This is a genomic window from Azospirillum sp. CT11-132, from assembly GCF_047302835.1.
Classification (GTDB): Bacteria; Pseudomonadota; Alphaproteobacteria; order Azospirillales; family Azospirillaceae; genus Azospirillum.
Genome location: NZ_JBGLZA010000009.1, coordinates 359,909 through 377,398 on the forward strand (window position 1 = coordinate 359,909; position 17,490 = coordinate 377,398).

Genomic DNA, 17,490 nt, shown 5'->3' on the forward strand with positions numbered 1-17,490 from the left:
CTTATTTCGCAACAGCTCCATCGAACAGGAACGGCCAAGCTCAAGTTAAGTGGGAAAAATCTGCCGGTCGGTTAGCTGCGCCTTCGCAGCATCATCAAAGTTCCATTTTTGACTGATTCATGGCCGAGGGGCGATATCCCTTTTTTGTCTCAATCCTGCCACGGAAAACCCCCTCATTCATAATTTCCTAACCATAAGTGTTAGTACCCGATTAAGGCTAACGAACGAGCCTGCGGAACAAGGCGATACCCATAAAGCGGAGTTCCAAAATGGCTACCACCAACACCGACGGCACGATCCAGGTCACCTTCGCGGTCAATGCCTGGGGCACGCCCGCCGATGGAAAATGGCCGCATTTTCAATTGCTTCTGGACGGTACCAGCATCGGTGAGGCCACCGTCTCCTCCGCCACCCAGTCGCGTTACGTCTTCACCGCCAACGTGCCGGCCGACAAGGCGCACGCGCTGCAGCTGGTCTATGACAACGACGACACGGTTAACGGCGTGGACCGCAACCTGTTCGTCAAGTCCTTCGAGGTGAACGACAGCACCATCCTGTCGATCGACCCGTCGGTCAAATACGACACCGGCAAAATCGACGGCCTGAACGTCATCGGCGGACAGACCGAGATGTACTGGCCGGGTGCGCTGAACGTGCCGCTGCCCGCCACGCTGTTCTCTTCCGCCGCCACCTCCCCGGATGCGGAGACCGCCGCCAGCATGACCACGACCATCAAGGTCAAGGCCTATGGCATCAGCGCCGGCGGGCAGGCCCCGCACTTCAAGCTGCTGGTGGACGATCAGGTGGTGGGCGACGCCTGGGTCAGCGCGACCTCGGCCACCGACTACACCTTCACCGCCAAGGTGGACCCGAACGAGGCCCACAAGATCCAGGTCTGGTACGACAACGACGCCACCGTGAACGGCGTCGACCGCAACCTGTTCGTCAAGTCGATCAACATCGACGGCCAGACCATCGCCTCGACCTCCAGCATGGCGTCCTACGACAAGGGCCCGGTGGACGGCAAATATGTCGTCGGCGGCCAGGAGGCCCTCTATTGGGGCGGCGCCCTGACCTTCGGCGTGCCGGAGGAGTATTTCGGCGGCGCCTATGTTCCGCCGCCCCCGCCGCCGCCGAGCAAGGCGGTGGACATCGTCGTCAACGCCTACGGCATTTCGGCTGGCGGACAGGCGGCGCATTTCAAGCTGCTGGTCGACGGTCAGGTGATCGGCGATGCCAAGGCCGCCGCCACCACCGCCGCCTACAAATTCACCGCCAACATCGACCCGACCAAGGCGCACACCGTCCAGGTCTGGTACGACAACGACGCCACCGTGAACGGCGTCGACCGCAACCTGTTCGTCAAGTCGGTCGCCATCAACGGCCACACCGTCGCTGCCACCGACAGCATCGTCACCTATGACAAGGGCGCCGTCGACGGCAAGGACGTGGTCAAGGGCCAGGAAGGGCTCTATTGGGGCGGCGCCCTGAACGTCAAGGCCGGCGCCGACCTGTTCGGCGACGCGCCTATCAACCAGACCCCGGTCCCGACCGCCCCGACCAAGCCGGCCTTCTATGTCGCCGCCAACGGCAAGGATAGCTGGTCCGGCAAGCTGGCGGCGCCGAACGCCGACGGCACCGACGGTCCCTTCGCCAGCCTGGAGAAGGCGCAGGCCGCCATGCGGTCCAGCTCGACTATCGACACGACCTATGTCCGCGAGGGCACCTATCACCTGACCAAGACGCTGGAGCTGACCTCGCTCGACAACGGCCACAGCTTCCAGAACTATCCCGGCGAGAAGCCGGTGCTGAGCGGCGGCGAGGTGGTGAAGAGCTTCACCAGCGAGGGCAACGGCCTCTATTCGGCCAAGCTCGCCAGCGCCAGCAACCTCGACCTGATCGTCGGCGACGTTCGCCAGCATCTGGCCGAGAAGTACGCCTATGACGCCGCCGACGTCACCAGCGGCTGGCATTTCGCCGATGCGGCCTCGGGGGGCCCGAGCGGCTGGTATATCCGCTCCCACGGCACCGAGGTGACCAGCGCCGACATCCAGCCGAACACGCTGATCCAGGTGATGGACGCCGAACGGCTGGGCGACACGCTGACCGGCATCGCCAGCTTCAACGCCTCCACCCGCACCATCATGCTGAAGAACGGCGCCTCCCTGCCCTTCGCGGAAGGCACCACCTACAAGCTGCTGAACAACGCGTCCTACGTCGATCAGGCGGGCGAGTTCGCGTGGCGGTCGACCGACGGCAAGCTGCTCTACAAGGCGGCCAGCTCCGGCTTCGTCTCCAGCGGGGTGGAGGTGCCGCGGCTGGGCACGCTGGTCAAGCTGAACGGCGCCAGCGACGTCACCATCGACGGGCTGACCTTCAAGAACACCACCACCGGCGGCGACGCCCTGCTGCTGACCAATGCCGACGGCAACCACATCAGCGACAACAGCTTCCTCAACGTCGGCTCGGCGATCAAGCTGACCGCCGGATCGTCCAACAACCAGATCGCCCACAACACGCTGAACCACATGGCCGAGAACGGCATCGAGATGGATGGCCGCAGCAACGGCAACAGCATCTATGCCAACACGATCAGCAACATCGGCGAAGTGCGCAAGGCGGTGGCCGGCATCATCGGCACCGGGGTGGACAACAACCTGATCTCCAACAACGACATCGACCACAGCGCGCGCTACGGCATCTCGTTCAAGGATTACGGCGGCACCACCAACACGGTGAACCACAACAACATCATCCAGTACAACCACATCTCCTACACCGGGCTGGAGACCGCCGACGACGGCGCCATCGAGATTCTGGGCCGGTCCAGCGCCAACACCGGCATGGTCATCCAGGGCAACTGGATCGAGCACGCCAACGGTCTGGCCACCAGCGCGCAGGATACCTGGATGTACGGCCAGAAGGGCTTCGGCATCTATCTGGACGACATGGCCGGCGGCATCACCGTCAAGGACAACTTCATCAAGGATGCCGACTGGGCCTCGGTGCAGATCCATGGCGGCGACAACAACGTGGTGACCAACAACTTCTCGGTCATCGCCAGCAACAAGGAAGACTTCATCCGCATCGAATGGCAGCCGGTGCACGGCACCGCCGGCGACCCGCACAACAACACGATCACCAAGAACGTGGTCATGGGCACCCTGCCGCTCGACGACTATACCGAGCTGCTGAGCGCCAACGACTTCGTCATCGACAACAACCTCGTCTACAACGTGCCGAAATACGGCGATCACGACGTGGTCGGCAAGCCGATGTTCACCAACGCCTATTGGGGCGACTATTCCCTGCAGGCGTCCTCGCCGGCCTTCGCCATGGGCATCCACGACCTCGCCTGGGCGAAGATGGGCGCCGAGGGCGTCGCCCATGTCGGGCTGGAGCATTTCTGGGACGCTGTCTGACCAAGGCCCGGATGCGGCGCATCGGGGGTACGCCTTCGACGCGCCGGACCCGTGGCATGGGCGGGGCCTGTTTCGCTCCACGGGCGGAGCCTGTTTCGCTCGATGATCGGGCGGCGCGGGCTCCGCCCAACTGCGTTTGTGGGACTCCGCTTCGAACGTTGCGCTGCTTGGCCCCCGCACTGCAGCGCACCATATGCAGGCCGCGCCCCGGCGACGGATCGGGGCGCCTCTTCCTTTCAGACCAGATGGACCGAGACCGTTTTCCGATGACGCAAGCGACGTGGACCGCGGGAACTTTGGCGAAAATCCTGGGAAGCGGCCTTCTGCTGTGGACCGCCTGCATGGCGCCGCCCACGGCGTCGACCGCCTGGGCGCTGGAGGAGCTGAAGCCGAAATTCGGCCCGGACGCGGTGCCGATCACCCGCGCCAGCGACTATGTCCGCACCGCCGCAGCGCCGGATTATTGGGCGCTCAGCCCCTATTACGTGCCGCAGACGACCGGCGCCTCCTGCTCGCTGGCCAGCGTGACGATGATGCTGAACGCGTTGCGCGGCCTGCCCGCCCTGGCCTCGGAACGGCTGGTGACGGGCAAGCAGCTGCTCGACCGGCTGGACGACGACCATTGGCGCGCCGCCACCGCCGAGGATGGCGAAGGCGTCTCGTTCGGCGAGCTGATCGACTATGTCCGCCGCAGCCTCGCCGCCTACAACATCGATGCGGAGGTGGAGGTCTGGCGCCCGCGCGACGCCTCTCCCGCCACGCTGGCGGAACTGCGCCGCATCCTGGCCGGGAACGAGCGAAGCGCCGATGACATCATCCTGCTGGCCTTCGATCAGGGCACCCTGACCGGCGATGTCGGCGTCGGCCACGTCGCGCCGCTGGGCGCCTATGACGCCGCGACGAAGCGGGCGCTGGTGATGGATCCCGACCGCAACTGGTACGTGCCCTATTGGACCAGCGACGCCCGGCTGCTGGACGCCATGCTGAAGCCGGACCGCGCCGACCCGGAGGGCAGCGGCCTGATCCGCATCCGCAGCCGCCGGGTGTCCGGCTGACCTCCGTTTATTTCACCTCCTGGCTGGTCAGGTCGGAGGGGTTCTGCGATCGCGTCGGCTCGCTCGGCTGATCGGGCTCGCTCGCCCACTGGTTCGGGCGCGGCACCGGGGTGCCGTTCAGGTCGGGCGGCGCGCTGCGCACGGCGGCGAGCGCCTGCTGCAATTCGCTGCTGCCGGTCGCGGCGGAACTGGACGCATTGGGCGGCCTCGTGCCCTGCGGCGTGGGGTGGGGATCCTGGCTTTTCTGAACCCCGGCATCGCGCGCGAGGGCGTCGCCGGCCGACTCCTTCGAGCCTGAGTCCACCGGGGCCGCCCCGTCTTGTCCTGATTGAGGCTGTTGCTGATCCGCCTGCTGCGCGGCGGCACCGAGCAGCGGCAGGCCGGACAAGAGCCCCGACAGGAGCAGGGCGGCGGCGATCTTGCGCATGGCGCATCCTTCCTTTGGGCGACCGTCGGGGGAATCCGTCGGAGCACGGCGTGCGGTGGCACCAATCGGCCGTTGGCGCGTTGTACCGGGGACGGAGTCCGGCTTCGGCCGTCCGGTCCCAGCCCATCAGGAACACCGACAATGCCCAGCGAGTTCCCGTCTTCCCGCTCCTCCATCTCCAACCCCACGGCGCCGGCCTCGCCGTCCGACCGTGCCGAACGGCGCAGCGTCGGCGTGGTGGTGGAGCGGCGGCGCGTCGACAATCCCTGGATCGAGGCGCGCTGGCAGCCGGTGATGCTGGTCCCGGCCGACCCCACCCTGCCGGACTGGAGCGTGCTGGCCGAAGGGCCGGACTGGACGCGCCATTATGCCGGCACTGCCGAGATCGCCCTGTTCCCGACCGAGGCCGAGAACTACAAGCACAACCTCGACGGCGGCAGCCCCAGCGCCTACGTCATCCTGCGGCCGGGAGGGCCGGCGCCGGGGATCCGGCTGCTGGCCGTCACCGCCGACCCCGGCGAGATCGATGCCCATGCCGAAGCCGGCGACGACGTGATCGAGGCGCTGCCGCTGCCGATCCCGCTGGTGCTGTGGATGGATGGCTTCGTCGCCCGCCACTATGTCGAGCGCCCCTTCCACAAGCGCAAGCGCGACCGCGCCGACCCGGAAGCCCTGGCGCTCCGCCGCCGCACCGGGGGTCCGCAGCATGGCTGAGCGGGTGGAGGAGGAGACCGGCTTCCTCGGCCGCTGGTCGCGGCTGAAGCGCGAGGCGCGGACGGAGCATCCCGTCGCCGAACCGGCGGTGCCGGAGGCGCCCGCCATGCCGTCGGCAGAACCGGCCGAGGCCGTCGAGGAAGAGGCGCCGGAGCTGCCCTCGCTGGACAGTCTGGATTCCGGCAGCGACTACACCGGCTTCCTCCGCCCCGGCGTCCCGGCGGAGTTGCGCCGCCAGGCCTTGAGGAAGGCATGGACGAGCGATCCGGTCATCGCCGGGTTCCGCGGCTTTGCGGAGTATGACTGGGATTACAACGCGCCGGGCTATGGCGCCCTGCTGCCGACCGACGACATCGCCCGCCTGCTGGACGCCGTGCTGCCGGATGAGAAGCGGGAGGAGGAAGAGGTGGGTGAGGAGGAGGTGGTGGCGGAAATGCAGGCTGACGGAGCCACTTGCCCCCACCCCGACCCTCCCCCGCTGGGCGGGGGAGGGGGATTGGCCGCTGATTCGGAAGAGCGGCGGAGTTCCCTCCCCCGCCCAGCGGGGGAGGGTTAGGGTGGGGGTCTAACCTCCCCGATAAAGATTCAAATACACCGCCCGCCATCCACCTCCAGGCACACGCCGGTCAGGAAGTTCCCCTCGTCGGAGCACAGGTAGAGCGCCGCGTTGGCGATGTCGGACGGCGTCGACAGGCGTCCCAGCGGGATGCTGCTGCGGAACTGCTCGCGGCGTTCCGGCGTGTCCTGGCCCATGAAGCGGTGGAGCATGCCGGTCTCGCCCGCCACGGGCGCGATGGCGCAGACGCGGACATTGTCGGCCGCGAGTTCCGCCGCCATCGACTTGGTCAGGGTGATGACCGCGCCCTTGGAGCCGTTGTACCAGGTCAGGTTCGGCCGCGGCCGCAGCCCGGCGGTGGAGGCGATGTTCAGGATCACGCCGCCGCCCTGGTTGCGGAACACCGGTACGGCGTGGATGGCGCTGTGATAGATCGACTTCACGTTGACGGCATAGATGCGGTCGAAGGTGGCCTCGTCCACGTCCAGCATCGAGCCGTAGCGGTGGGTGTAGCCAGCATTGTTGACCAGGATGTCGAGCCGGCCGAACTCGCCGAGCGCCGCCGAGACGATGGCCTCGTAATCCTCCCCCACCGCGACGTCGGCGCGGACGGCGAGCGCCGTCTCTCCCAGGCTGTCGGCGACGCGGCCGGCTGCCGCCTCGTCCAGATCGGCGACGATGACGCGAGCCCCTTCGGCGGCGAAGCGGCGGGCGATGCCCTCGCCGAAGCCCGATCCCCCGCCGGTGACGACGGCGACCTTGTCAGACAAACGCATGAGCGGTTCCTCCCCGGCAATTCGCGGTCCGAGATGCGCGCGGCCGTTCGGCGCGCGGACTCCGTACAACAGGGAACCGGCGCCATCGGCCGCATCGTGGACGCGGCGAAGAACGCATGATAGCGCGAAGCCGCCCGGTGGGGCAGTCGCCATCATCCGCTACATCGAATTGGGGAGATATAGGAGAAAATGGCGCGAGTGACGGGACTTGAACCCGCGGCCTCCGGCGTGACAGGCCGGCGCTCTAACCAACTGAGCTACACCCGCGCGATGGCTCCCGGTGCTGGACTCGAACCAGCGACAAGCGGATTAACAGTCCGCTGCTCTACCAACTGAGCTAACCGGGAACGGAGGCCCGCCTTATATGGCCGATGACGAATCCTGGCAAGCGGAAAAACGCAAAGATTCGCATTTTTTCCCGAAGAGGCCGATTTCGCGCCCCTGGTCTGTGACAACGCATACGGATCGCAGCCATGGGTTGCCGACGCGCAGGCTTGCTCTTGACAGTTCGGGGCTTCTCAGGCTTCTTCTCGCCTCCCCACCCCACCATTGCCGCAGGCCCCGATGTCCGAGGTCGTCCCCTTCGCCGCCGCCCGCGAGGCGCTGCTCGCGCGCCTGACCGAACAGCTGCCGCCCTCGTCGGAATGGGCGGGCCGGCTGATGCTGATGCCGGAGGGGCGCCGGGTGGAACCGATGCCGGCGGCCGAGGCGGTTGAGTCGCTGCGCGCCTTCCGCGCCGGGCTGGGCGAGGCGATCGGCGCCGCCGCCTGCTCGGTCGGCGGGGTTTGGGTCGGTCGGGAGGATTGCCTGGACTGGGACGGGCTGCTGGCGCCGCTGGCGGTCGCCGCCGCCTATGTGGTCGGCCGCACCCAGTCGGCCGGCGGCTTCTCTGCCGAGCTGTTCCGCTGCAAGGATGCGCTGGCCGGCTGGGGCGTGCGCGGTCTGCGCGGCGAACCGGCGGTGGCCCGCGCCGCCGGCTATGCCGTGGTGTCGGTCAGCCGTCGCCCGGACGACAACGAGATCGTGCTGGACCGGGTGATGGACACCTTCGCCTTCGTCATGCGCAGCCTGGGCGAGCCGACGGTGGCCGCGGCCGACATGGACCGCCGGCTGGTCAAGCGGGCGGTGCCGCTGCGGCGGTAATTGGGGCGGCGGTGATCGGGGTGGCGGTGAGGGGCGCGGTCAAGCGCCCTGCCCCAGCGCACAACGCGCCGCCGCCAAATCCCACGCGGCGCAGCCGACGCTCTTGAACAGGCGCGGGCGACCCGGCGTGGCGCGGCCGTCCAGCGCATCGACCAGCGATTTGACGCTCTCCCACGCCACACCGGCCTGGATGAAGTCGCCGGCCTCGTGGCGGGCGCCGGCGGGATCGTCGACGAACAGCTCGCTGCCATGGACGGCAGTCGGGCCGAACTCCACCATGTCCGGTTTGAAGGCACCGACGCCGACCAGCAGGCGGTCCGGGCGCGGCGTCTCGTCATAGATGGGGGACAGGCTGGTGGTCAGCGCGATCACCACCTCGGCCGCCGGATCGACCGGACCGCTCATCGGCCGCAACTCCACCCCCTGCCCGTCCTGTTTCGCGCAGAAGGCCGTGGCCGTCTCCAGGCTGCGGCTGTGGATGTCGATGCGGATGCCGGGGTAGAGCGATGCCAGCGCCGCCACATGGCCGGCCGACTGGGTGCCGGCGCCGAGCAGCGCGACATGGCGCGGCGCCGGGGCCAGCGTGCGGATCGCCAGCATCGACACGGCGGCGGTGCGGCGGGCGGTGACGGTGGGGCCGTCCAGGATCACCTGCGGCGCGCCGGTCGGGGCGTCGAAGGCGCTGACCACGCCATGGATGGTCGGCAACCCGCGGGCGCCGTTGCCGGGATTGACGTTGACCAGCTTGTGGATGGCGATGTCCGCCGCAGTGGCCGGCATCGACAGCAGCACGCCGCCGTCTGGCAGCGGCAGCACCTGCCGCTCCGGGCTGGTGATGCGGCCGGCGGCATAGTCGCGGGCGGCTGCGGCCACCGCGTCGCACAATGCTGGGAAAGGAAGACGGGCGGCGGTCTGTTCGGCGGTGAGGACGGCGAGAGACGACACGGGAGGCGGCTTCCTCTTCGATGAGTGGGAAACGGTCAGGCGCGGGCGCGCTCGATCTCCACGCCGACGCTGGCGGCGTCGGGGAAGACGTCCAGCTTCTCCACCCGCACCTTGGCCATCGTCACCCGCGCGTCGGCGAGGCAGCACTCGGCGATGCGTTCGGCCAGCGTCTCCACCAGCGTGACATGGCCCTGGGTGACCACGCCCTTGACGATTGTCGCCATGTCCTCGCCGGTGACGCCGGGGGCGATCACGTCGAGGTCGAGGTTCAGGCGGATGCGCTGGGGCTTCAGCCGTTCATGGGCATAGACGCCGATCAGCGCGTCCATCACCAGATCGCGGACGAAACAACGGGTGGACAGCGCCGCCGGGGCCGAACGCGGCACCGGGGCGGTGACGGTGGCGAAGAGCTTGTTCATGGGCGACAGCCCTAACACGGCGGCGCCACCGCTGCCAAGCCGCCGTCCCCGTCAACCCCTATGCCGGACGGACAGGTCTGGGGCGGACTCAGTGCATCTCCGAGCGGATGCGCTCGCGCAGCACGTCGATCGGGCGCAGATCCTCGCCCTCCTCATAGTGCCAGAAGGTCCAGCCGTTGCAGGCCGGCAGCCCGGCCAATGCCGCACCCACCTGATGGATCGAGCCGCGATGGTCGCCGCGCGGGCCGGAGCCGATCAGCGTGCCGTCGGCGCGCACGCGGGCGGCGACGCGGCGGCGCTGGTCGAACAGGGTCGAACCGGGGCGCAGCAGCCCACGCTCCACCACCCAGCCGAAGGGGATGCGCGGCGCGCTGCGCTTGGGCGGCGTGTCGAGGATGGCAGCCTCCGGCGCTTCCTCCACCGCGTCGATGCGGGCCTGGGCCGCCTTGACATAGGTGTCGTCGCGCTCCAGCCCGATCCATTTGCGGCCGAGCCGCTTGGCGACCGCGCCGGTGGTGCCGGTGCCGAAGAAGGGATCGAGAACCACGTCGCCGGGACGGGAGGAGGACAGGATCACCCGGTACAGCAGCGATTCCGGCTTCTGCGTCGGGTGGGTCTTCTTGCCTTCCTCGTCGCGCAGGCGCTCACCGCCGCTGCAGATCGGCAGCAGCCAGTCGCTGCGCATCTGAAGATCCTCGTTGAGGTTCTTCATCGCCTCGTAATTGAAGCGATAGCGCGCGTCCTTGTCGCGGGCCGCCCAGATCATCGTCTCGTGGGCATTGGCGAAGCGGGTGCCGCGGAAGTTCGGCATCGGGTTGGTCTTGCGCCAGACGATGTCGTTCAGAATCCAGAAGCCCAGATTCTGCAGCGTGGCGCCGACGCGGAAGATGTTATGATAGCTGCCGATCACCCACAGCGAGCCTTCCGGCTTCAGGATGCGGCGGGCGGCCGTCATCCAGTCCTGGGTAAAGCGGTCATAGGCTTCGAAATCGTCGAACTTGTCCCATTCGTCATCCACCCCGGCGACGCGGGTGTGGTTCGGCCGCAGCAATTCGCCACCCAACTGCAAGTTGTAGGGCGGATCGGCGAAGACGAGATCGACCGAAGCGGGCGGCAGATCGTTCATGAGAGCGATGCAATCGCCGACCAGGATACGGTTTTCAGGGAGCATTTTACGACCGGCAAAGAACTGGGACTCGGCCGGACAATGAGTCGCGGCCGAGTCGCCGTCAACAGCTTTCTTTGCCAAGTGACGGCGGGTCAGCCGCTTAGTGCCTTTTGCCGTTTCACTGGTGCAAAACTGACTCGGTGATGCGGCGTGACACCATGGCGGGTCAGCGCATCCAGATGCTCGGGCGTCGGATAGCCGGCGTTTCGGTCCCATCCATAGTGTGGATACAGCACCGACAACCGCAACATCTCGCTGTCGCGCGCCACTTTGGCGAGAATAGAGGCGGCGGCGATGGACTGGCTGCGGCTGTCGCCCTTGACGACCGCCACCCTCTCGCACGCGATGTCGGGGGTGAATTTTCCGTCCACCAGCGCTGCGTCGGGGGCCGCGCCGGGCAGCGCCAGATAGGCCCGTTTCATCGCCAGCAGCGTCGCCTTGTGGATGTTCAGCTCGTCGATCTCGGCGGCCGACGCCTCGGCGATGGCGAAGGCAAGCGCATGCGACCGGATCGCCGGCTCGATCTCCTCGCGCAGGCGGCGGGTGACCGCCTTGCTGTCGTCGATCTGCGCCGCGATCTCCGGCGGCAGGCCTTCGGGGGCCAAGACCACGGCGGCGGCGACCACCGGGCCGCAGAGCGGGCCGCGCCCGACCTCGTCGATGCCGCAGACGCGGCGGCCGGGGCCGAAGCCGGCCTCCAGCGACAGGTCGGGCCGCTGCCGGGGAACGGCTGCTTTGCGGGGCGCTTTGGCAGGCATCGGCGTGCGGCCTTCCGGAGAGGGGACGGGATGGGGCCGCTTGATAGCGGCGGCGGAGTCCGGGCGCAAGGCCGCGCCCATTTGCCTCAACCAAGTTCTTGAGAAGCGAAGCGCGGCTGCGCTATGGATGCGCCCCGATTTGCCGGATCAGTGAAAGCCGGACCACGCCACAACCCGCCACGCCATCACCCGAGAAGCAGGCCATGACCGAAACGACCCAGACCGCCGCCGAATGCCCCTGCCGTTCCGGCAAGCCGCTGGATGCCTGCTGCGGTCCCTATCTGGCCGGCATGCCCGCCCCGACGGCCGAAGCGCTGATGCGCTCGCGCTATTCGGCCTTCGCCACCGGCAACATCGACTACCTGCACGACACGCTGCTGCCCAGCACCCGCGACGACTTCAACCGTGAAGAGATCGAGACCTGGGCCAAGAACAGCGTGTGGACCGGCGTGGAGATCCGTTCGACCGAAGCCGGCCAGCCCGGCGACAGCGACGGGATCGTGGAGTTCGTCGCCCGGTTCAGCATGAACGGCAAGCCGATGACCCACCACGAGACCAGCCGTTTCACCCATCAGGACGGCCGCTGGTACTATGTCGACGGCCAGCTGGGCGCCCGTCCGCGCAGTGGCCCCAAGGTCGGCCGCAACGATCCCTGCCCCTGCGGCAGCGGCAAGAAATATAAGAAGTGCCACGGCGCGTGAGCCTGCATGCCTGACGGTCGGCCCTGAGTCGCGGCTGAATCGTCACGCTGCACCTGCACAAATTCGGCGAAATCGCCCCGCCCCGCCCATCGATTGGGCGGCGGCGGTGTTTTTGTTGTGCGCGCAGGGTCGAATCGCGCAATGACGATTGAATTATGGGTCGGAACCGATCATCCTTCGCTGGCCCTGTTCCGGGTCTCCCTTCTTTGGTTCTTGCCGGGATGGGGTTTAACACGACAGATGAGACGATAACTGATGTTCGACCGTCCGCAGCGCTCTTCCTTCCGCGCTCCTGAGATCACCCAGCGCGACATCCGCGCCACCGTCAAGTGGTTCAACGCCACCAAGGGCTTCGGCTTCGTCACCCCCGACGATGGGTCGCCCGACGCTTTCCTGCACTCCACGGTTCTGCAGTTCTGCGGACACGACAGCCTGCCCGAAGGCGCCACCATCACCTGTGACCTGTCGCGCGGCCCGAAGGGCCCGCAGGTCGCCACCATCCACGCGGTCGACACCTCGACCGCCGCTCCGAGCCGTCCGTCGCGCGCCCCGCGCGAGCGTGACAGCTGGGGCAACGACGGCGGCTACGGCGGCGGCAACAGCTACGGCGGCAGCCGCGGCGGCTACGGCGCCGACAGCTACGGCGATTCGGAAGGCGGCGAAACCGTCGACGGCACGGTGAAGTGGTTCAACGTGTCGAAGGGCTTCGGCTTCATCGCCCCGTCCACCGGCGGCAAGGACATCTTCGTGCACATCCGTGCGCTGGAGCGGTCGGGCATCAGCGGTCTGGACGACGGTGCGCAGGTCCGCGTCACCATCCGCCAGGGCGCCAAGGGTCCCGAGGCTCAGCGCATCGAGATGGCCTGATCTCTCATCGGTCGTTGTGATGTGAAAAAACCCCCGCTCCAACCGGAGCGGGGGTTTTTTCTTGGTCTTTTTTCCTTGGGCACGGCCGATGGGCGCGGACGCGCCTACCGCCTCACCCGCTCCGGCGGGAAGCGCAGCCGCACCGTGGTGCCGCGTCCCGGCGCGCTGTCGACGGTGATGCCGCCGCCATGCAACTCCACCAGCGCGGCGGTCAGCGGCAGGCCGAGGCCGGAGCCGTGCTGCGTTGCCGTCATCCGGTCGCGGGTCGGGTCATGGATCTGGGCGAAGGCGGTCAGCGCCTGCGGGATGCGCTCCGGCGGCATGCCGCGTCCATCGTCGGCAACCGCCAGGATCAGGCTGCCGGCCGCGTCGCGCTCCGCCGACACCGTCACATGGCCACCGGGATCGGTGAATTTCAGGGCGTTCCCGACGAGGTTGGTCAGCATCTGCCGAACCAGCGACGGATCGGCCCACAGCACCGGCAGATCGGCCGGCAGCCGGGCCGACAGCGCCACACCCGACCGCTCGGCCCGCGCCGCCATCATCGACAGGGTGGCGTCGACGATCAGGGCGGGTGGGCAATCCTCCTCGTGCAGCTCCAGCCGCCCGGCCTCGATGCGGGCGAGGTCGAGCAGGTTGTTGATCAACTCCAGCATATAGTCGCCGGCCGCGACGATCTGCGCTGCCGCCTCGCCATAGCGCGGGCTGCCCGGCGGTCCCAGCAGCTGGTCGCGCAGGATCTCGGCAAAGCCCATCACCGCGGTCAGCGGCGTGCGCAGCTCGTGGCTCAGGTGATGGACATAGTCGGACTTGCGGCGGTTGGCGGCGGCCAGCTCCAGCGCCCGTGCCTTCAGGTCGGTGATGTCGGTGCGCAGGCCGACGGTCCCGCCGTCGCGGGTCCGCCGCTCCTCGATCCGCAGCCAGCGGCCATCGGCCAGCTGCACCTCCATCGGCGGGCCGCCATGGCGGTGAAGGTCCAGCCGCCGGGCCATCCAGTCCTCCGCCCGTTCCGGCGGGATCCGATAGAGGCCGCGCCGCATCCCGTCGTGCAGCAGACTCTCGAAGGGTGTGCCCGGCTGTGCCAGATCGGGGTTGGAGATCTTCAGGTCGCGGTAGCGCCTGTTGAACAGCACCAGCCGGTCGTCGGCGTCATACAGGACAAAGCCCTCGCCGATGCTGTCGATGGCGTCCAGCAGCAGCCGGTGGGCCCGCTCCGCCCGCTGTTCCGCCCGTGCCCGGCCGGTGATGTTGCGCAGGATGCAGAGGATGCGGTCGCCGTCGTCGGAAAGGGCGACCAGCCGGGCCTCGAACACCGCGCCCCCCTCTCCGCCGTTTTCCCCGCCGTTTTCCCCATTGACCGGGAGGCGGATGACGACGCTGGCGGTCGGGTTGGCGGTTGCGGCGCCGGCCGCCACCCGTTCCAGCGCCTCCACCAGCGGTGCGGCGGTGGCTTCGGGCAGCACCTTCTGGATGCGGCCGTTCAGGAAGCGCTGTGCCGGGATGCCGAGATCGGCGGGACTGCCGGCGGCGAAGTCCAGGATGCTGCCGTCGCGCCGCAGCTCGAAGCGCAAATCGGGATAGGCGTAGGACAGGGCGACCAGCTGTTCGTTCAGCCGCGCCACCTCCTGCCGGGCGGCAAGATCGGCCGGCGCCTCCACCAGCACGAAATCGCACCCCGGAACAGGGCCGATGCGCACGGTCAGAGACAGCGCTTCACCGTCGGCGCGGCGGATGGTCACGGCGCGTTCGGCGGCCGCCGTCGGCGCCGGTCCGGCAGGCGTCATGCGCAGAGTTCCGCCCATCGCGTCGGGGTCGAGCAGTTTGCGGGCCGTCCGGTTCAGCCAGACCACGCCGCCATCCTCGGCCCGGACCAGCCACAGCGGCGTGGCAAGGCCGGTCAGCAGAGTCAGGTCCGGCAAGGCGGGCATCGTGGCGGACAGGGACGGCATCGACTCCCCGGCGGCGGGTGTTCCGGACAGGGATCTGTCGCGTCGTGGAAGGATAGCACAATGGCATGAAAACAGCCATCCGTTGAGGCCGGCGGCTCACCCGTCCGTCGGCGTGTCCCAGTAATGGCAGGCGACATGGTGGCCGGGCGCCACCTCCTCCAGCGCCGGGACCGCTTGGGCGCAGAACTCCCGCGCCAGCGGGCAGCGGCGGCGCAGCGGGCAGCCGGCCGGCTGCCCGAAGGCGGACGGCGCATCGCCCTCCAGCGCCGGGCGCTCGCCACGGGAGGCCGCCAGCATCGCGCGGCTGTAGGGGTGCAGCGGCGCGGTGCGCAGGGTCTCGGCGTCGGCGCTCTCCACCACCCGGCCGGCCAGCATCACGATGCCGCGATGGGCGTCGCGCAGCCCCTCGTCATAGCGGTCGGTCGCCAGCACCAGCGACAGGCGGCGGCGGTCGCGCACCGCCATCAGCGTGTCGAGGAAGGTCTCGCGCTCCTCCGCCGACAGGCTGGCCGCCGGTTCGTCGGCGATCAGCACGCGCGGCTCCGGCAGGATGGCGCGGGCGAGGCCGGCATGGGCCGCCTCCGCCACCGTCAGGGCAGAGGGCCAACGCAGCGCCGCCTCGGGACGCAGGCCGGCCTCCTCCAGCGCCTCGTCGATGCGGTGGTCGCGGCGGTCGGCGGCGATGTCGGGACGCAGGCTTTCCAGCGCGAGATCGAACTGGGCGCCGACCGTCATGGCCGGGTCGAAGGACGCGGCCGGGTCGGGGAACAGCGGCTGCAGGTCGCGGCGGGCACGGCGCAGCCCACTGTTGTCGGGGTCCTCCCCTACGGCCGGCGGCGCCGAGGCGGCCATCAGGTCGCGGCCCATCCACACCACCGCCCCCGCCGTCGGCGGCGGCAGGCAGAGCAGCGAGCGGGCGAGCGTCGCCTTGGCGCTGCCAATCTCGCCCAGCAGGGCCAGAGTTTCCCCCGTCCGCAGATCCAGGTCGATGTCATGCAGGACGGCCAGCGTCCGCGCCTCCCCCTTCGGACCGGGGGAGAGCGGATAGGACATGCCGACGCCGCGGGCATGCAGGCGGGCGGTGCCCGGCGGCTCCAGCGGCGTCAGCGGGGCGGTGCGCGGCGGCCTGGGCGGCAGCAGACGGCCACGGCGGAGCGAAAGCACATGGTCGGCGGGACCGGCCACCCCGTCCTCCGGCCGTCCGGCGAGGACCAGCGCCACCCCGTCGGCCCGCGCCCAGTCGGCCAGTCGGTGGAGAAGCCGCAGCCGCACCGTCGGATCCAGCCCGGCGGCCGGCGCGTCGGCCAGCAGCACCGCCGGCCCCACCGCCACCGCCATGGCGAACAGGCAGGCCCAGCGCAGGGAGTCCGGCAGCTGTTCGGGCGGCAGGTCGAAGCGGCGGGCGGCGGCGGGCACGCCCATGCGGTCCAGCCCGTCGGCGGTCCGGCGCAGCGCCGAGCGCAGATCCAGCCCCAAATGATGGCCGACGACCTCCGCCACCTGCAGGGCCAGCGGCCGGCGCGGCGCCAGCCGTCCGCCCTGGGCGATCAGCAGATGCCCGTCGACGCGGATGCCGCCGGCCACGTCGACACCGGCCGGGGCCTGGCCGGCGAGCGCCGCCAGCAGGGCGGTCTTGCCGCTGCCGGCCCCGCCGGTGACGGCCAGCACCTCCCCCCGCTCCACCCGAAGGCTCGCGCGGTCGAGCAGGACGCGGTCGCCCAGCATCAGGGTCAGCGCCTCGGTCTCCAACGGCGCGGGCTTTGCGGAGATGTGGTTCATGACTTGCGGTTGTTCATGGCTAGCATGCCGTCGGCGATGGCGCAGGCGGCCCAGAGGGCGAGCGCGAGCAGCAGGGCCGGCGGGGCGAAGGCCACCGGGTCGCCCAGCCGCGCCGCCAGCCCGACCGAAGCGCCCCAACTGCCCAGCGCCGGCGGCAGGCCGAGGCCGAGCAGGCTGGCGAAACTCTCCGCCGCCAGCACGCGGGGCAGGGCCAGCGTTCCGGCGGCCAGCAGCGGGCGCGTCAGGTTGGGGATCAGGTGCCGGCGCAGCACCTCGCCCTCCGGCAGGCCGGCGGCGCGGGCGGCGGTCAGGAACTCCGCCCGCAACAGGGCCGACAGCTCGGCATGGGCGAGGGCGGCAACCGCCGGGGCGGCGGTCAGCGCGGTGACCAGGGCCAGCAGCCAGACCTTACCCATCAGCCCGCCGGCCAACGGAATCAGCAGGGCGAGCGGCCAGCCGGCCATGCGGTGGGCGGCGGCGATGACGCGCCGCTCCACCCGGTTGCCGACCAGATTGCCGAGCAGCCCGGCCAGCAACGCCCAGCCGATGCCCAGCGCCCCGCCCAGCACCGCGGCCAGCAGCGCGAAGGACAGGCTGCCCCGCCCGTCGAGCAACGCCGCGGCGACCGGGTCGGCGTCCAGCCGGTGGACCGCGCTGCCGTCCGCCATCAGCGGCGCTGCGGCGCAGGCGAGCGCCAGGGCGGCGAGCACGGCGGCCCCGGACAGCTGGCGGGCGAAGCCGGCGCGCGGCGGCTCCGGCGGTACCGGGTGGGAAAGCGGCGATTGGTCGAACTCGGCCATCAGGGTCCTTC

The 17,490-nt window shown here is 69.3% G+C and carries 16 protein-coding genes and 2 tRNA genes; 7 read left to right on the top strand and 11 right to left on the bottom strand.

Annotated features, from left to right (window positions below):
• Positions 1 to 269 precede the first annotated feature (269 nt).
• Positions 270 to 3,422 carry a carbohydrate-binding domain-containing protein gene (locus ACCD06_RS33255; RefSeq protein ID WP_413346664.1) on the top strand — a complete coding sequence of 1,051 codons (3,153 nt, stop codon included), beginning with the start codon at positions 270 to 272 and terminating at the stop codon, positions 3,420 to 3,422.
• Positions 3,423 to 3,688: 266 nt separating this feature from the next.
• Positions 3,689 to 4,477 carry a phytochelatin synthase family protein gene (locus ACCD06_RS33260; RefSeq protein WP_109157601.1) on the top strand — a complete coding sequence of 263 codons (789 nt, stop codon included), beginning with the start codon at positions 3,689 to 3,691 and terminating at the stop codon, positions 4,475 to 4,477.
• 7 nt (positions 4,478 to 4,484) lie between these two features.
• Here the strand turns inward: ACCD06_RS33260 and ACCD06_RS33265 are convergent, their stop codons facing one another.
• Complete coding sequence (locus ACCD06_RS33265; RefSeq protein WP_136701118.1) at positions 4,485 to 4,904, bottom strand: hypothetical protein; 420 nt, start codon at positions 4,902 to 4,904, stop codon at positions 4,485 to 4,487.
• A gap of 141 nt (positions 4,905 to 5,045) precedes the next feature.
• On the opposite strand from ACCD06_RS33265, the gene ACCD06_RS33270 reads away from it, so the two are divergent.
• Positions 5,046 to 5,618, top strand: a complete 573-nt coding sequence (locus tag ACCD06_RS33270) for a DUF3305 domain-containing protein (protein ID WP_109157602.1) — start codon at positions 5,046 to 5,048, stop codon at positions 5,616 to 5,618.
• Positions 5,611 to 6,174 carry a DUF3306 domain-containing protein gene (locus ACCD06_RS33275; RefSeq protein ID WP_413346667.1) on the top strand — a complete coding sequence of 188 codons (564 nt, stop codon included), beginning with the start codon at positions 5,611 to 5,613 and terminating at the stop codon, positions 6,172 to 6,174. Before ACCD06_RS33270 ends, ACCD06_RS33275 begins: the two co-directional genes overlap by 8 nt.
• Before the next feature lie 29 nt (positions 6,175 to 6,203).
• Here ACCD06_RS33275 and ACCD06_RS33280 read toward each other — a convergent pair whose 3' ends face one another.
• The 3 genes from ACCD06_RS33280 to ACCD06_RS33290 all read right to left on the bottom strand — a co-directional run bounded on the left by ACCD06_RS33280 (position 6,204) and on the right by ACCD06_RS33290 (position 7,297).
• The gene (locus tag ACCD06_RS33280) at positions 6,204 to 6,950 is read right to left on the bottom strand and encodes a glucose 1-dehydrogenase (RefSeq protein WP_109153936.1); all 747 of its coding nucleotides are present in this window, start codon (positions 6,948 to 6,950) and stop codon (positions 6,204 to 6,206) included.
• A gap of 190 nt (positions 6,951 to 7,140) precedes the next feature.
• Positions 7,141 to 7,217, bottom strand: a tRNA-Asp gene (locus ACCD06_RS33285).
• 4 nt (positions 7,218 to 7,221) lie between these two features.
• A tRNA-Asn gene (locus ACCD06_RS33290) sits at positions 7,222 to 7,297 on the bottom strand.
• Positions 7,298 to 7,514: 217 nt separating this feature from the next.
• Here ACCD06_RS33290 and ACCD06_RS33295 point away from each other — a divergent pair.
• Positions 7,515 to 8,093, top strand: coding sequence for a hypothetical protein (locus ACCD06_RS33295; RefSeq protein ID WP_109157604.1), 579 nt, complete (start codon positions 7,515 to 7,517; stop codon positions 8,091 to 8,093).
• 39 nt (positions 8,094 to 8,132) lie between these two features.
• On the opposite strand, the gene lhpI is transcribed toward ACCD06_RS33295, so the two are convergent.
• The 4 genes from lhpI to ACCD06_RS33315 form a co-directional block, all read right to left on the bottom strand.
• The gene (lhpI, locus tag ACCD06_RS33300) at positions 8,133 to 9,038 is read right to left on the bottom strand and encodes a bifunctional Delta(1)-pyrroline-2-carboxylate/Delta(1)-piperideine-2-carboxylate reductase (protein WP_413346670.1); all 906 of its coding nucleotides are present in this window, start codon (positions 9,036 to 9,038) and stop codon (positions 8,133 to 8,135) included.
• A gap of 35 nt (positions 9,039 to 9,073) precedes the next feature.
• Positions 9,074 to 9,457, bottom strand: coding sequence for a dihydroneopterin aldolase (locus tag ACCD06_RS33305; protein ID WP_413346672.1), 384 nt, complete (start codon positions 9,455 to 9,457; stop codon positions 9,074 to 9,076).
• 88 nt (positions 9,458 to 9,545) lie between these two features.
• Complete coding sequence (locus ACCD06_RS33310) at positions 9,546 to 10,628, bottom strand: site-specific DNA-methyltransferase (protein ID WP_109153940.1); 1,083 nt, start codon at positions 10,626 to 10,628, stop codon at positions 9,546 to 9,548.
• Between the two features lie 89 nt (positions 10,629 to 10,717).
• Complete coding sequence (locus ACCD06_RS33315; RefSeq protein ID WP_413346674.1) at positions 10,718 to 11,383, bottom strand: ribonuclease HII; 666 nt, start codon at positions 11,381 to 11,383, stop codon at positions 10,718 to 10,720.
• A gap of 203 nt (positions 11,384 to 11,586) precedes the next feature.
• On the opposite strand from ACCD06_RS33315, the gene ACCD06_RS33320 reads away from it, so the two are divergent.
• On the top strand, positions 11,587 to 12,084 hold the full coding sequence (locus ACCD06_RS33320) for a YchJ family protein (RefSeq protein ID WP_109153942.1): 498 nt from the start codon (positions 11,587 to 11,589) through the stop codon (positions 12,082 to 12,084).
• A 255-nt stretch (positions 12,085 to 12,339) separates the two neighbouring features.
• Positions 12,340 to 12,951: a cold-shock protein gene (locus ACCD06_RS33325; RefSeq protein ID WP_109153943.1), complete on the top strand. Its 612-nt coding sequence runs from the start codon at positions 12,340 to 12,342 to the stop codon at positions 12,949 to 12,951.
• 104 nt (positions 12,952 to 13,055) lie between these two features.
• Here ACCD06_RS33325 and ACCD06_RS33330 read toward each other — a convergent pair whose 3' ends face one another.
• The 3 genes from ACCD06_RS33330 to ACCD06_RS33340 all read right to left on the bottom strand — a co-directional run bounded on the left by ACCD06_RS33330 (position 13,056) and on the right by ACCD06_RS33340 (position 17,479).
• On the bottom strand, positions 13,056 to 14,900 hold the full coding sequence (locus ACCD06_RS33330; RefSeq protein ID WP_413346677.1) for an ATP-binding protein: 1,845 nt from the start codon (positions 14,898 to 14,900) through the stop codon (positions 13,056 to 13,058).
• Positions 14,901 to 14,996: 96 nt separating this feature from the next.
• Positions 14,997 to 16,679, bottom strand: a complete 1,683-nt coding sequence (locus tag ACCD06_RS33335) for an ABC transporter ATP-binding protein (protein ID WP_413346679.1) — start codon at positions 16,677 to 16,679, stop codon at positions 14,997 to 14,999.
• Positions 16,676 to 17,479, bottom strand: a complete 804-nt coding sequence (locus tag ACCD06_RS33340; protein ID WP_136701127.1) for an ABC transporter permease subunit — start codon at positions 17,477 to 17,479, stop codon at positions 16,676 to 16,678. Before ACCD06_RS33340 ends, ACCD06_RS33335 begins: the two co-directional genes overlap by 4 nt.
• Between the last annotated feature and the right edge of the window lie 11 nt (positions 17,480 to 17,490).